Annotated in this window: 12 protein-coding genes; 2 read left to right on the forward strand and 10 right to left on the reverse strand. The window is 59.8% G+C overall.

From position 1 onward, the window contains the following. Positions 1-2 precede the first annotated feature (2 nt). The 10 genes from AACY42_RS02910 to rpsB all read right to left on the reverse strand — a co-directional run bounded on the left by AACY42_RS02910 (position 3) and on the right by rpsB (position 10,640). A complete protein-coding gene (locus tag AACY42_RS02910; protein ID WP_339476273.1) occupies positions 3-506 on the reverse strand; it encodes an OmpH family outer membrane protein in 504 nt (167 codons plus the stop codon). Positions 507-551: 45 nt separating this feature from the next. Then, positions 552-2,927 (reverse strand): outer membrane protein assembly factor BamA, encoded by a 2,376-nt coding sequence (gene bamA / locus AACY42_RS02915; RefSeq protein ID WP_339476275.1) that lies wholly within the window; start codon positions 2,925-2,927, stop codon positions 552-554. A 74-nt stretch (positions 2,928-3,001) separates the two neighbouring features. Next, a complete protein-coding gene (gene rseP / locus AACY42_RS02920) occupies positions 3,002-4,354 on the reverse strand; it encodes an RIP metalloprotease RseP (RefSeq protein WP_339476277.1) in 1,353 nt (450 codons plus the stop codon). Positions 4,355-4,406: 52 nt separating this feature from the next. Further along, entirely contained in the window at positions 4,407-5,597 is a 1,191-nt protein-coding gene (gene ispC / locus AACY42_RS02925) for a 1-deoxy-D-xylulose-5-phosphate reductoisomerase (RefSeq protein WP_339476280.1), read from the reverse strand. Beyond that, a complete protein-coding gene (locus AACY42_RS02930) occupies positions 5,594-6,400 on the reverse strand; it encodes a phosphatidate cytidylyltransferase (RefSeq protein WP_339476283.1) in 807 nt (268 codons plus the stop codon). The genes ispC and AACY42_RS02930 overlap by 4 nt, the downstream gene beginning before the upstream one ends. Further along, complete coding sequence (gene uppS, locus AACY42_RS02935; protein WP_339476285.1) at positions 6,400-7,155, reverse strand: polyprenyl diphosphate synthase; 756 nt, start codon at positions 7,153-7,155, stop codon at positions 6,400-6,402. Before uppS ends, AACY42_RS02930 begins: the two co-directional genes overlap by 1 nt. Before the next feature lie 13 nt (positions 7,156-7,168). Next, positions 7,169-7,726 carry a ribosome recycling factor gene (gene frr / locus AACY42_RS02940; protein ID WP_339476287.1) on the reverse strand — a complete coding sequence of 186 codons (558 nt, stop codon included), beginning with the start codon at positions 7,724-7,726 and terminating at the stop codon, positions 7,169-7,171. After that, a complete protein-coding gene (gene pyrH, locus AACY42_RS02945; RefSeq protein WP_186705496.1) occupies positions 7,723-8,466 on the reverse strand; it encodes a UMP kinase in 744 nt (247 codons plus the stop codon). Before pyrH ends, frr begins: the two co-directional genes overlap by 4 nt. A 369-nt stretch (positions 8,467-8,835) precedes the next feature. Next, entirely contained in the window at positions 8,836-9,702 is an 867-nt protein-coding gene (gene tsf / locus AACY42_RS02950) for a translation elongation factor Ts (protein WP_339476289.1), read from the reverse strand. Positions 9,703-9,896: 194 nt separating this feature from the next. Next, positions 9,897-10,640: a 30S ribosomal protein S2 gene (gene rpsB, locus AACY42_RS02955; RefSeq protein WP_339476291.1), complete on the reverse strand. Its 744-nt coding sequence runs from the start codon at positions 10,638-10,640 to the stop codon at positions 9,897-9,899. A gap of 496 nt (positions 10,641-11,136) precedes the next feature. On the opposite strand from rpsB, the gene map reads away from it, so the two are divergent. Together map and AACY42_RS02965 are read left to right on the forward strand one after the other, a co-directional pair. Further along, entirely contained in the window at positions 11,137-11,919 is a 783-nt protein-coding gene (map, locus tag AACY42_RS02960) for a type I methionyl aminopeptidase (protein WP_339476292.1), read from the forward strand. A 44-nt stretch (positions 11,920-11,963) separates the two neighbouring features. Next, positions 11,964-14,666 carry a [protein-PII] uridylyltransferase gene (locus tag AACY42_RS02965; RefSeq protein ID WP_339476294.1) on the forward strand — a complete coding sequence of 901 codons (2,703 nt, stop codon included), beginning with the start codon at positions 11,964-11,966 and terminating at the stop codon, positions 14,664-14,666. Positions 14,667-14,784 lie beyond the last annotated feature (118 nt).

Below are 14,784 nucleotides of genomic sequence, written 5' to 3' on the forward strand. Positions count from 1 at the left end.
GATTACTTCAGCTGATTCATGCGCTCGATTACTTGGCGCGTGATGTCGTATTGAGGCTTGACATCGATTACTGCACCACGCTCGAACACCAGGTCAAAACCACCTTTCTTGATGACCGCTTCCACGGCGCTGTCGAGTTTCGGCTTGAGTTGCTTGAGCATTTCGCGGTCGGCAACAGCTTTCGCTTCGTTCAGCTCCTTGGACTGGAACTGGAAGTCACGAGCCTTTTGCTTGAATTCAAGCTCCAGACGCTCGCGCTCGCCCTGGGCCATCTTGTCGCCACCGGCTACCAGACGATCCTGAATGCCCTTGGCGCTGCTTTCCAGGCCTTTAAGCTTGGTCAGTTGCGGGCCGAATTTCTTCTCCGCATCCACGGCGTATTTCTTCGCCGCGTCGGATTCCAGCAGGGCCATCTGATAATTCAGAACGGCGATCTTCATGTCGGCAAAAGCCGGACCGGCGACCAGTACGGTTGCCAGGAGAACCAATTGAGTCAACTTACGCACGATGCACTCCTACAAAATCCGTTGTCGTTATCTTGGGTCAGACGCTTAGAACGTCTGGCCGAGGGAGAATTGGAACACTTGGGTTTCAGCGTCATCCGGTTTCTTGATCGGCATCGCCAATGCAAAGCTCAAGGGACCCAGCGCGGTGACCCAGGTCACACCCACACCGACGGAACTGGCCAGGTTGCTCAGACTGATGTCGTTGCACTTTGTATTGGACTTGCTGCCGTTGGCGTTGGTGGTGTTGTTGCAACTGGAGTCGAAAACGTTACCCACGTCCCAGAATACCGAGGTGCGCAAAGAGCGTTGATCCTTGACGAACGGCAACGGGAACAGGATCTCGGCACCGCCCTGAATAAGGACGTTGCCACCGAATGGTAGTGGATCCTGGTCCGGGTCTTTAATAGTCCCTGGGTTGGTACCCTGGCTAGGCGAACTGCGCGGACCCAAGGTACTGTCCTTGAAGCCACGCACCGAGTTGAAACCACCGGCGTAGTAGTTCTCGTAGAACGGCAGGCCGTCGGTCGAACCGTAACCGTCACCGTACCCCAGCTCGGTATGCAGGCGCATGGTGTAGTTGTCGGTCAACGGCTGGAACAGTTGGCCACGGTAGTCGAGCTTGAAGAACGACAGGTCGCTGCCAGGCGTAGTCGCTTCCAGAACCAGGCTCTGGGAATGACCACGGGTCGCCAGCACGCCCTTGTTCAGGGTCGACTCGGACCAACCGGCAGACGCCTTGAAGTTCAGGTAGTTGTCGCCTTCCTTATTAACGAAGTCAAAAATCTCATCGACGGTGTAGCGGCCGGTGTTGATCTTGTCCTGCTGGGCAGTGAGGCCGAAGGTCAAGCGCGAAGTCTCGCTGATCGGGTAGCCCACGTTGGCGCCCACACCGAAACTGTCCACCGCATAGCTGGAGATATCAGAGTCCAGTTCGTCATAGTCGGTGGTGCGGTAGAAGGCGTTGTAGCCCAGGCTCACACCGTCCGCGGTCCAGTAGGGGTCCACGAAGCCGAAGTTGTAGCGGGTCTGGTATTCGCTGCGGGTCAAGCCGACGCTGACCTTGTTACCGGTTCCCAGGAAGTTGTTCTGGGTGATCGAGCCACCGAGGATCAGGCCGGCGCTTTGGGCGAAACCGACACTGGCGGTGATCGAGCCGGAAGCCTGCTCTTCGACGCTGTAGTTCACATCGACCTGGTCATCGACGCCCGGTACAGCCGGTGTCTCGACGTTGACTTCCTTGAAGAAGCCCAGGCGCTCCAGGCGGGTCTTGGACTGGTCGATCAGGTAGGTCGACGCCCAGCCACCTTCCATCTGGCGCATCTCACGGCGCAGCACTTCGTCCTCGGACTTAGTGTTGCCACGGAAGTTGATACGGTTGACGTAGGCACGCTTGCCCGGGTCCACGGCGAAGGTGATGTCGACGGTATGGTCGTCATCGTGCGGCTGTGGCACGCCGTTGACGTTGGCGAAGGTGTAGCCCTCGTTACCCAGGCGACGGGTGATCAGCTCGGACGTGGTGGTCATCAGCTTGCGCGAGAACACCTGGCCCTTCTGCACCAGCAGCAGCGACTTGACCTGGTCTTCAGGTACCTTCAGGTCACCGCTGAGCTTGACGTCACGAACGGTGTACTTCTCGCCTTCGTTGATGTTGACGGTGATGTAGACGTGCTTCTTGTCCGGGGTGATGGACACCTGGGTCGAAGCGATGTCCATGTTGATATAGCCGCGGTCCAGGTAGTAGGAACGCAGGCGCTCCAGGTCACCGGAGAGCTTTTCACGGGCGTACTTGTCGTCGTTCTTGAAGAACGACAGCCAGTTGCTGGTCTTGAGCTCGAACAGGTCGATCAGGTCTTCGTCAGGGAAAACCGTGTTGCCCACCACGTTGATGTGCTGGATGGCCGCCACGGTGCCTTCGTTGATATTGACCTTCAGGCCGACGCGGTTACGCGGCTGCGGCACCACTTCGGTGTCGACGGTGGCCGAGTAGCGGCCCTGGGCAACGTACTGGCGTTGCAGCTCGTTACGTACACCTTCGAGGGTGGCACGCTGGAAGATCTCGCCTTCGGCCAGGCCGGATTGCTTGAGGCCCTTCATCAGGTCTTCGGTGGAGATCGCCTTGTTGCCTTCGATCTCGATACTGGCGACCGACGGGCGCTCGACAACGGTGATGACCAGGACATTGCCGTCACGACCCAGTTGGATATCTTGAAAGAAGCCGGTCTTGAACAGCGCACGCGTGGATTCCACCAGGCGCCGATCATCCGCCTGCTCGCCGACGTTCAACGGCAAGGCACCAAAGACGCTACCCGCGGAGACCCGCTGGAGGCCATTGACGCGAATATCAGAGATAGTGAAGGACTCGGCGTGAACTTCGGCGATCATCAATACGGTGAGAACCGCAGTTAGCAGCAGACGTTTCATGAAGTCCTTTCTTATTCCAACTGGCAATAAACAAACTGCCGCAAAATGCGGCAGATTCGCAATTCAGCGAAGCGTTACAGACGACCCAGATCGTTGACGAGGGCAAGCAACATGACCCCGACCACCAAGCTGATACCGATCTGTATCCCCCAACCCTGCACCCGATCCGACAAGGGACGACCACGCGCCCACTCGATCAGATAAAACAGCAGATGCCCCCCATCCAGTACCGGGATGGGCAGCAAATTCAGAACCCCCAGGCTAATGCTCAGATAAGCGAGGAAATTCAGGAAATCAGCGACGCCCGACTGGGCAGAAGCGCCCGCCACTTTAGCAATGGTTATCGGTCCACTCAAGTTTTTTACCGAGAGCTCGCCGAACAACATTTTCTTGAGCGAGTCCAACGTCAGGACACTCATGGTCCAGGTACGACGCGCCCCCTCGCCAATCGCCGCCACAGGGCCGAAACTGACCTCGCGGATCATTTCCGGCGGCCAGTCGACCGCCTTGACGCCCGCCCCCAGGTAACCAGTCGGCGTCTTGCTCTCGCCACGGGTGGCCAGGGTCACTGAGACATCGATTGGAGCACCGTCGCGCTCGATACGCAGCACAATCTTGCTATCAGGACGTACGCGAACCGAATCCACCACCTGCTGCCAGTCGCCGACCGGCTGGCCGTCGAGCGCCAGCAACCGATCACCGGTCTTCAGGCCAGCAGCCTGGGCCGGGCCTTTCGGATCGAGTTCGGCGAGTATCGGCGGCATCGCTGGACGCCATGGCTGGATCCCCAGAGACCGGATCGGATCCGGCTCATCGGCGCCCTTGAGCCAGTTGTCCAAGGTCAGCTCGCGAGGCGAATCCACCGTAGAGCCCTGCTCGCGCACCATCAATTGCAACGAACCACTCTCACCCAGGCGACGCACCAGTTGCAGATTAACCGCGGACCAGCCCGACGTGGGCTCCCCATCGATAGCGACGATTTCCTGCCCGACACCCAGGCCGGCACGGGCGGCAATGCTACCCACCTCCACCGCACCGATGACCGGACGCACCTGCTCGCTGCCCAGCATGGCCAGGCCCCAGAAAAACACCATCGCCAGCAGGAAGTTGGCAATCGGCCCCGCCGCAACGATGGCGATACGCTGACGGACGGTCTTGCGATTAAAGGATTGATCGAGCTGATCGGCCGGGACTTCGCCTTCGCGCTCATCAAGCATCTTGACGTAGCCGCCCAACGGGATGGCCGCTACGACGAACTCGGTGCCTTTCTTGTCGTGCCAGCGCAGCAAGGGCATGCCAAAGCCCACGGAAAAACGCAAGACCTTGACGCCACAGCGCCGCGCGACCCAGAAATGACCGAATTCGTGAAATGTGACCAACACCCCCAAGGCAATCAGGGTGCCGACAATCATATAGAGCGCGCTCATCTGTTTTCTCCGCAATCCTGTCCAGGGCAACCCTGGCTAACGTATCGCAGCTTCAACGCCCGTGGCGCCGCAGCCATTGGCCCGCCAATTCACGAGCCCTGGCATCCGCCGTAAATACCGCATCGAGGTCATTGACCGAAACCACGGCCTCGAGATTCAAGACTTCCTCGATGATACTCGCGATCTCGAGGTAACGAACACGCCCATCGAGAAACGCTGCAACCGCCACTTCATTGGCGGCGTTAAGCATGGCCGGTGCGCTATTGCCCACCTCGGCCGCCTGGCGCGCCAGGCGCAGGCAGGGAAAACGCTGCTCATCGGGCGCCTGGAAATCCAGGTGAGCGATGGCGAACAGGTCCAGCGGGGCAACACCCGAATCGATGCGCTCCGGCCAGGCCAAGGCATTGGCGATCGGGGTACGCATGTCCGGATTGCCCAACTGGGCCAGCACCGAACCGTCGACATAGTCCACCAGGGAGTGAATCACGCTCTGGGGATGAATCACCACCTCGACCTGGGACGGCTTGGCATCGAACAGCCAGCAGGCCTCGATCAGTTCCAAGCCCTTGTTCATCATGCTGGCCGAATCCACGGAAATCTTGCGCCCCATGGACCAGTTCGGGTGCGCACAAGCCTGCTCGGGTGAAACATGCACCAATTCTTCCAGCGGCGTCTGCCGGAACGGACCACCGGAGGCTGTCAGCAAAATCCGCCGGACGCCCACCGAGCCGAGGCCACGGGAAAAATCCTGCGGCATGCATTGAAAAATCGCATTGTGCTCGCTGTCGATGGGCAGCAATACCGAACCGCTCTTGCGCACAGCCTGCATGAACAACGCGCCGGACATCACCAGCGCCTCCTTGTTGGCCAGCAGGATCTTCTTGCCGGCTTCAACCGCCGCCAGCGTCGGACGCAAGCCCGCCGCACCGACAATTGCCGCCATCACGGCATCGACCTCGGGGTCGGAAGCGACTTGGCAGAGGCCCTCCTCCCCCACCAGCACGCGAGTTTGCAGGCCGGCCGCGCACAGATCGTCCTGCAGCGTCCGCGCCACAGCGGCCTCAGGCACCACGGCAAACCGCGGCGTGTGGCGTATGCACAACGCCAGCAATTCACTCATGCGCGTGAAGCCACTGAGGGCGAACACCTGGTAACGCGCCGGGTGCCGGCCGATGACGTCAAGCGTACTCAGACCGATCGAACCGGTCGCGCCAAGGACCGTGATCTGCTGGGGGCGACTCACGACGCCGCCATCCACAACAGCACGGCAAAGATAGGAATTGCAGCGGTAAGGCTGTCGATGCGATCCAGCACGCCACCGTGACCGGGCAGCAGGTTACTGCTGTCCTTTATCCCCGATTGACGCTTGAACATACTTTCGGTCAGGTCGCCGACCACGGACACAGATACGATCAAGGCGGCGCCAACAAGGCCCATCAGCAGTTGCGCAACCGTCCAGTCCCGCACGAAACCGACCACCGTGGTGACCACCAGGCTCAAGACCAGGCCACCATAGACCCCTTCCCAGCTCTTGCCTGGACTGACCTTCGGCGCGAGCTTGCGCTTGCCGAAAGCCCGACCGGAGAAGTAGGCCCCGACGTCGGCACCCCAGACCAGCACCATCACGGCCATGATCTGCCAGTTGCCCAGCGGGCCTTGCTTGATCCAGATCAGCCCCTGCCAGGCCGGCAGCAGGATCAATAAGCCGATCACCAGCTTGGTCGCCGCATTGGCCCAATGATGCGTCGTCTGCGGATAGGTCAGGACCAGGTAGGTCGCTGTCGCCCACCACAGCACCGCGACACCCAACACCCAAGGCGCGAGACTGGGTACCACGTACATGATGAACAGCATGGCCGCCACGGCTGCTGCGTAGGCCACGCGCGCCGACTGCGCGGGGAAACCCGCCAGCCGCGCCCACTCCCATGCCCCCAAGGTCACGACCAACCCGATGAACAGCGCAAAACTGGCGCCTTCAAGCAGGAAGAAACCACCCAGGGCGATGGGCAACAGGATCAAGGCAGTGATGATTCGTTGTTTAAGCATTAAACCCGGGCTCCAGCTTCGATCTGCTCGCTCGTTTTACCGAAGCGACGCTGACGGGAAGCGAAATCGGCCAGTGCGGTGCGCATGGCTTCGTGTTTGAAGTCCGGCCAGAACAGGTCGGAGAAGTACAACTCGGCATAAGCCAACTGCCAGAGCAGGAAGTTGCTGATGCGATGTTCACCACCGGTACGGATGCACAGGTCCGGCAACGGCAGGTCACCGGTCGCCAGGCAGGTCTGCAGCAGTTCCGGCGTGATGTCTTCCGGGCGCAAGTGCCCGGCCTGGACTTCCCGCGCCAGCCGCTGGGCAGCCTGGGCAATGTCCCACTGACCACCATAGTTGGCAGCGATCTGCAGGACAAACCGATCGGCGCCCGTCGTCGCGGCCTCGGCTTCGCGCATCGCAGCCTGCAATTCAGGATGGAAGCGCGAGCGATCACCGATGATCCGCAGGCTGATTTTGTTCTCGTTGAGGCGCTTGGCCTCGCGACGCAGCGCCTTGAGGAACAGGTCCATCAAGGCACTGACTTCATCGGCCGGACGCTGCCAGTTCTCGCTGGAGAAGGCGAACAGGGTCAGCACCTCGACCCCGGCTTCGGCGCACACTTCAATGACCGCACGAACCGCATCGACCCCCGCCTTATGCCCGGCGACGCCAGGCATAAAGCGTTTCTTGGCCCAACGGTTGTTGCCGTCCATGATGATCGCCACGTGGCGCGGCACCGCGAACGGCACGGCCTGCTTGGTCTTTTCCATGAAAACGAGACCCTTAAACGGCCATCAGGTCCGCTTCTTTTTGCTTGGTGGCCGAGTCGATATCAGCCTCTGCCTTGTCGGTCAGCTTCTGGATATCGACGGCGGCGCGACGTTCCTCGTCTTCGCTGATTTCCTTGTCCTTGACCAGCTTCTTCAGCTCACCCAAGGCGTCGCGACGAATGTTGCGCACGGCCACCCGAGCGTCTTCGGCGGCGCTGCGCGCCTGCTTGGTGAAGCCCTTGCGCGTTTCCTCGGTGAGGGCCGGCATGGAGATCAGCAACAACTCGCCCAGGTTGGTCGGATTGAGGTTCAGCCCGGCGCTCTGGATCGCCTTGTCGACCGCCGCCAGCATGTTGCGCTCAAAGGCTACAACCTGCAGGGTGCGCGAATCCTTGACCGTGACGTTGGCGACACCGCTCAAAGGCGTATCGGCGCCGTAGTAAGGCACCATTACACTGCCCAGGATGCTGGGGTGAGCCTTACCGGTACGAATCTGGCCGAATGCGTGATTCAGCGATTCAAGGGATTTTTGCATGCGCGCCTGGGCGTCTTTCTTGATGTCGTCGATCATTGTTGCGCTTCCTCGATCAGTGTTCCTTCGGCGCCGCCATGCACGATATTCAGCAGGGCGCCGGGCTTGTTCATATTAAAGACACGTAGCGGCATCTTGTGGTCACGGCACAGGCAGATGGCCGTCAGGTCCATGACACCCAGCTTGCGATCCAGCACTTCATCGTAGGTCAGATGATCGAACTTCTCGGCATGCGGGTCCTTGAACGGGTCAGCGGTGTACACGCCATCGACCTTGGTTGCCTTGAGCACGACATCGGCATCGATCTCGATCGCTCGCAGGCAGGCTGCCGAGTCCGTGGTAAAGAACGGATTACCGGTACCGGCAGCAAAAATCACCACTTCCTTGGAGTTGAGGTGGCGCATGGCTTTGCGACGGTCGTAGTGATCGGTTACGCCTACCATGGAAATGGCCGACATCACGATGGCCGAGATATTGGCACGCTCCAGCGCGTCACGCATAGCCAGGGCGTTCATCACAGTGGCCAGCATGCCCATGTGGTCGCCCGTGACCCGATCCATGCCGGCCGCGCTCAGCGCTGCGCCGCGGAACAGGTTGCCGCCGCCGATGACCAGGCCGACCTGAACGCCAATCCCGACCAGCTGACCGACTTCCAGGGCCATGCGATCCAGCACTTTAGGATCGATCCCGAACTCTTCCGAGCCCATCAGGGCCTCGCCGCTAAGCTTGAGTAGAATGCGTTTATAGCGAGCCTGATAACCACTGCCCTGCTGAGCCATTGCGAATCTCTCCTGCGGCGTATTTTCGAAAATTTTTGCAGGCTGTTTGCAGCCTGCCTCTACTCTAGGCTTTGAACGAAAAGTGTCTGTACGACGATCATGCTACGTTCAAAACAGGCTCGGAATGCTCATTGACAACCGTCAAGTCGAACGCGACCCCGGCCGTTCCTTGCCTGTTTTCGCCTTGCCTGATCGCCGCTCGGCGACTTTTCGTTCAAAGCCTAGCCTGACGCTGACACAGCGCCATCGGAACACGGCTTTGTAAGCCAGTTCCGACAGGAAACCAATCAAAATCGGCATCCCCATCCAAAAAGAGGCTGCGCGCGTTAAGCGGGCAGCCTCTTCAGGGCGACAGTTGTAAAAACCGTCTTATTGCTTGCTGGCAGCAGCTACCTGGGCAGCAACTTCAGCAGCGAAGTCGTCAACCGGCTTCTCGATGCCGTCGCCCACTTTGAAGTAGGTGAAGGAAACGATTTCAGCACCGGCTTTCTTCGCCAGGTCGCCAACTTTGACTTCCGGGTTCTTGACGAAAGCCTGCTCAACCAGGCTGGCTTCGGCCAGGAACTTGGAGATACGGCCGCTGACCATTTTTTCTGCGATTTCAGCAGGCTTGCCTTTGAGCTTCTCTTCGTTCAGCTGCAGGAAAACGCCCTTCTCGCGCTCGATCGCTTCAGCCGAAACGTCCGTAGGCAGCAGGAACTCAGGGTTGGTTGCAGCCACGTGCATGGCGATGTCTTTCGCCAGCTCGGTATCGCCGCCCTTCAGGACAACTGCAACACCGATCTTGTTGCCGTGCAGGTAGGTACCGACCACGTCACCTTCAACGCGAACCAGACGGCGGATGTTGACGTTCTCGCCGGTCTTGCCAACCAGGACCAGGCGCGCTTCTTCCTGAGACTCGATCAGCGGAGCTGCGTCGGTCAGTTTGTCAGCGAAGGCTTTTTCGACGCTGGCAGCGACGAATGCCTTGAAGTCATCCTGCAGAGCCAGGAAGTCGGTCTGGGAGTTAACTTCCAGCAGAACGGCAGCCTTGCCGTCGTCCTTGATGGCGATGGCGCCTTCAGCGGCGACGTTGCCCGCCTTCTTGGCAGCCTTGATGGCGCCCGAAGCACGCATGTCATCAATGGCTTTTTCGATGTCGCCGCCAGCCTTGGTCAAGGCTTTCTTGCAGTCCATCATGCCTTCGCCGGTGCGCTCGCGCAGTTCTTTGACCAACGCTGCAGTAATCTCTGCCATTTCAAAATCCTCTTGGATAGGTTTTCAACCATTCCACCCGATCGAACGGGCGATCAATTCTTCCTGGAAAACCACTGCTTATAGGCCGCTGCAGGTTACAAACAAGTCACTGCGCTGGCGGCAAATGGTTTCCGAGGTGGCAAAAAGGGGGCCAAGCCCCCTTTTTGCTTACTGAGTCAACGCCAGGGCGTCAATTACTCAGCCGCTGCTGCCGGTGCCTGAGCTTCTTCAACGAAGACTTCGGTGCCGCCATTCACGTTGTTGCGACCACGAATAACAGCGTCAGCCATCGAACCCATGTACAGCTGGATGGCGCGGATGGCGTCATCGTTGCCTGGGATGATGTAGTCAACGCCTTCCGGGCTGCTGTTGGTGTCAACAACACCGATGACCGGGATACCCAGCTTGTTGGCTTCGGTGATCGCGATGCGCTCGTGGTCAACGTCGATCACGAACAGTGCGTCAGGCAGGCCGCCCATGTCCTTGATACCACCCAGGGAGCGGTCCAGCTTCTCAAGATCGCGAGTGCGCATCAGCGCTTCTTTCTTGGTCAGCTTGGCGAAAGTACCGTCTTCGGACTGGACTTCAAGGTCACGCAGACGCTTGATGGAAGCGCGAATGGTCTTGAAGTTGGTCAGCATGCCGCCCAACCAGCGGTGATCGACGTACGGCGAACCGCAACGTGCTGCTTCTTCAGCAACGATCTTGCCAGCGGAACGCTTGGTGCCGACGAACAGAATCTTGTTTTTGCCCTGGGCCAGGCGCTCTACGAAGGTCAGTGCTTCGTTGAACATCGGCAGGGTTTTTTCAAGGTTGATGATGTGAATCTTGTTACGCGCGCCGAAAATGTACTTACCCATTTTCGGGTTCCAGTAACGGGTCTGGTGACCGAAGTGCACACCGGCCTTCAGCATATCGCGCATATTGACTTGGGACATGATAGTTCCTTGATAAGTCGGGTTTGGCCTCCACGTATCCCAATGACCAACCAGCGGCTAAATAAGCCAAAGGCACCCAGGTCATCGTGTCGACACGTGTGTGGATTTAAGCTTACGGGGTCATCCCCGGAAAGCGGCGCATTTTATACCACAGCAAGGGCGAAAACGGAATACGGATTCTGAAATCCTCTGTGGCAAGGAACTTAGCGAAGCGTCGCACCGCCCCGCTGGGCTTTGTAGGAGCTGGCGAAGCCTGTGATCTTTTGCTCTTTCGCTTGAGACTCAAGCGCCTGGGGAAAGATCGCAGCCTCGTTGCACTCGACAGCTCCTACGGGTACGGGCGGGCGCCAGCGGGGTTCCCCTTGCCACAGAGTTCGGGCTGGGGAGCTCTTTGTGCCGATCGTCTGTTAGAATCGGCTCTTTACAGGGCCACGTGAATCATCATCCGCCGCCCATTTCGCTTTGAACAGCGCCGTCGGGCGCAGAGAGAGCCTGTATGACCGTTACCCTCAAGACTCCCGAGGACATCGCAAAAATGCGTGTCGCCGGCAAACTCGCCGCCGATGTGCTGGAGATGATCGCCGACCACGTCAAGCCTGGCGTGACCACCGAAGAGCTGGACCGCATCTGCCACGACTACATCGTCAACGAGCAGAAAGCCATCCCGGCCCCGCTCAACTACAAAGGCTTCCCGAAGTCGATCTGCACCTCGATCAACCACGTGGTCTGCCACGGCATCCCCAACGAAAAACCGTTGAAGGATGGCGACACCCTGAACATCGACGTCACCGTCATCAAGGACGGCTTTCACGGCGACACCAGCCGCATGTTCCATGTCGGCAACGTGCCGGAATGGGCCGAGCGCCTGTCGAAGGTCACCCAGGAATGCATGTACATGGCCATCGAACTGGTGAAACCGGGCTGCCGCCTGGGAGACATCGGCGAAGTGATCCAGAAGCACGCGCAGAAAAACGGCTTCTCGGTAGTGCGCGAGTTCTGCGGCCATGGCATCGGCAAGGTGTTCCACGAAGAGCCGCAGATCCTGCACTACGGCCGTGCCGGCACGGGCATGGAACTGCAGGCGGGCATGACCTTCACCATCGAGCCGATGATCAACCAGGGCCGCGCCGACACCAAGGTACTGGGCGACGGCTGGACCGCCATCACCAAGGACCGCAAGCTGTCGGCCCAGTGGGAACACACCTTGCTGGTCACCGAGACCGGATACGAGATTTTCACCCTGCGCGGCGATGACACCATCCCTCGCGTTTCCGCCTGATCCGAACCCAGCCTATAGATATAGAGAGAAAGGAAAGTCATTCAATGCCGCAGGTGGATCCCGAACTCTTCGATCGCGGCCAGTTCCAGGCTGAACGGGCCCTGAAGGCGAGCCCCATCTCGGCGTTCAAGAAGGCGATCCGCCAGGCCCACGAAGTGCTCGACCAGCGCTTTCGCAATGGCCGGGACATTCGACGACTGATCGAGGACCGCGCCTGGTTCGTCGATAACATCCTGCAAAAGGCCTGGGAGCAGTTCGACTGGAGCGAAGATGCCGACATCGCCCTGGTAGCGGTGGGCGGTTATGGACGCGGCGAGCTGCACCCCTACTCCGACATCGATCTGCTGATCCTGTTGGACAGCGCCGATCATGAGGTTTTCCGCGACTCCATCGAACGGTTCCTGACACTGCTGTGGGACATCGGCCTGGAAGTCGGCCAAAGCGTGCGTTCGGTGCAGGAATGCGCCGATGAGGCCCGCGCCGACCTGACGGTGATCACCAACCTGATGGAAAGCCGGACCATCGCCGGCCCCGAGCACCTGCGCCAGCGCATGCTCGATGTCACCAGCACGGCACACATGTGGCCCAGCAAGGACTTTTTCCTGGCCAAGCGCGCAGAGCAAAAGGCCCGCCACCACAAGTACAACGACACCGAATACAACCTGGAGCCCAACATCAAGGGCTCGCCCGGCGGACTGCGGGACATCCAGACCCTCCTCTGGGTCGCCCGCCGCCAGTACGGCACGCTGAACCTGCGCGCCCTGGCCGGTGAAGGTTTCCTGGTGGAAAGCGAAAACGCCTTGCTGGCTTCGTCCCAGGAGTTTTTGTGGAAGGTCCGCTACGCCCTGCACATGCTGGCCGGGCGCTCCGAGGACCGCCTGCTGTTCGACCACCAGCGTTCCATCGCCAGCCTGTTGGGTTTCGAGGGGCAGGATGCCAAGCAATCCATCGAAAACTTCATGCAGCAGTACTACCGCGTGGTGATGAGCATTTCCCAGCTCAGCGAACTGATCATCCAGCACTTCGAGGAAGTCATCCTCGCCCCCGACGACGAAGAACCGTCGCAGCCGATCAACTCACGTTTCCAACTGCACGACGGCTACATCGAGGCGCGCAACGACTATGTGTTCCGCCGAACCCCCTTCGCCATGCTGGAAATCTTCGTGCTCATGGCCCAGCAGCCGGAGATCAAAGGTGTGCGCGCCGACACCATTCGCCTGTTGCGGGAAAACCGTCACCTGATCGATGAAGATTTCCGCCACGACATCCGCAACACCAGCCTGTTCATCGAGTTGTTCAAGTGCAAGATCGGCGTGCACCGCAACCTGCGACGCATGAACCGCTACGGGATCCTCGGGCGTTATCTGCCAGAGTTCGGCTTCATCGTCGGACAGATGCAGCACGACCTGTTCCACATCTATACGGTCGATGCCCACACCCTGAACCTGATCAAGCACCTGCGTAAGTTGCAGTACACCCAGGTGTCGGAGAAATTCCCGCTGGCCAGCAAGCTCATGGCCAAGCTGCCCAAGCCCGAGCTGATCTACATGGCCGGGCTGTACCACGACATCGGCAAGGGCCGCCAGGGCGACCATTCCGAGATTGGTGCGGTGGATGCCGAGGCATTCTGCCAACGCCATAAACTGCCTCTGTGGGACAGCCGGCTGGTCGTCTGGCTGGTGCAGAACCACCTGGTGATGTCGACCACCGCCCAGCGCAAGGACTTGTCCGACCCGCAGGTTATCCACGACTTCGCCCAGATTGTCGGCGATGAAACACGCCTGGATTACCTCTACGTGCTGACCGTGGCCGACATCAACGCCACCAACCCGACCCTGTGGAACTCCTGGCGCGCCAGCCTGCTGCGCCAGCTCTACACCGAGACCAAGCGTGCGTTGCGTCGCGGCCTGGAAAACCCGGTGGATCGCGAAGAGCAGATCCGTCGCACCCAAAGTGCCGCCCTGGACATCCTGGTACGCGGTGGCACCGACCCGGACGACGTCGAGCAACTCTGGTCGCAATTGGGCGATGACTATTTCCTGCGCCACACCGCCGGCGACGTGGCCTGGCACAGCGACGCGATCCTGCAGCAACCGGCCGATGGCGGGCCGCTGGTACTGATCAAGGAGACCACCCAGCGCGAGTTCGAGGGGGGGACGCAGATTTTCATTTACGCGCCGGACCAGCACGACTTCTTCGCCGTGACTGTGGCGGCGATGGACCAGCTCAACCTCAACATCCATGACGCCCGGGTCATTACCTCCAGCAGCCAGTTCACCCTCGACACCTACATCGTGCTCGACACCGACGGCGACTCGATTGGCGACAACCCGGCGCGGGTCAAGCAGATTCGCGACGGCCTCACCGAAGCCCTACGCAACCCGGCGGACTACCCGACCATCATCCAGCGCCGGGTGCCGCGCCAGCTCAAGCATTTCGCCTTCGCGCCCCAGGTGACGATCCACAACGACGCCCAGCGCCAGGTCACCGTGCTGGAACTCAGCGCACCGGACCGCCCGGGCCTGCTGGCGCGGATCGGCCATATTTTCCTGGAGTTCGACCTGTCGCTGCAAAACGCCAAGATCGCCACCCTCGGCGAACGGGTAGAAGACGTGTTTTTCATCACCGACGCACATAAGCAGCCGCTGTCCGATCCACAACTGTGCAGCCGGCTACAGGAAGCGATCGTGCGGCATTTGAGCGTCAACCAGGAACCCGATACTCACCTGACACGCATCAGCATCTGAACGAACACATTTCCCCCTGTGGGAGCGAGCCTGCTCGCGATGGCGGCGGAACATCCAGCATTGATGTTTCCTGACACACCGCTATCGCGAGCAGGCTCGCTCCCACATTGAAAGAGGC

Source organism: Pseudomonas sp. RL_5y_Pfl2_73, from assembly GCF_963970515.1.
Taxonomy (GTDB): domain Bacteria; phylum Pseudomonadota; class Gammaproteobacteria; order Pseudomonadales; family Pseudomonadaceae; genus Aquipseudomonas.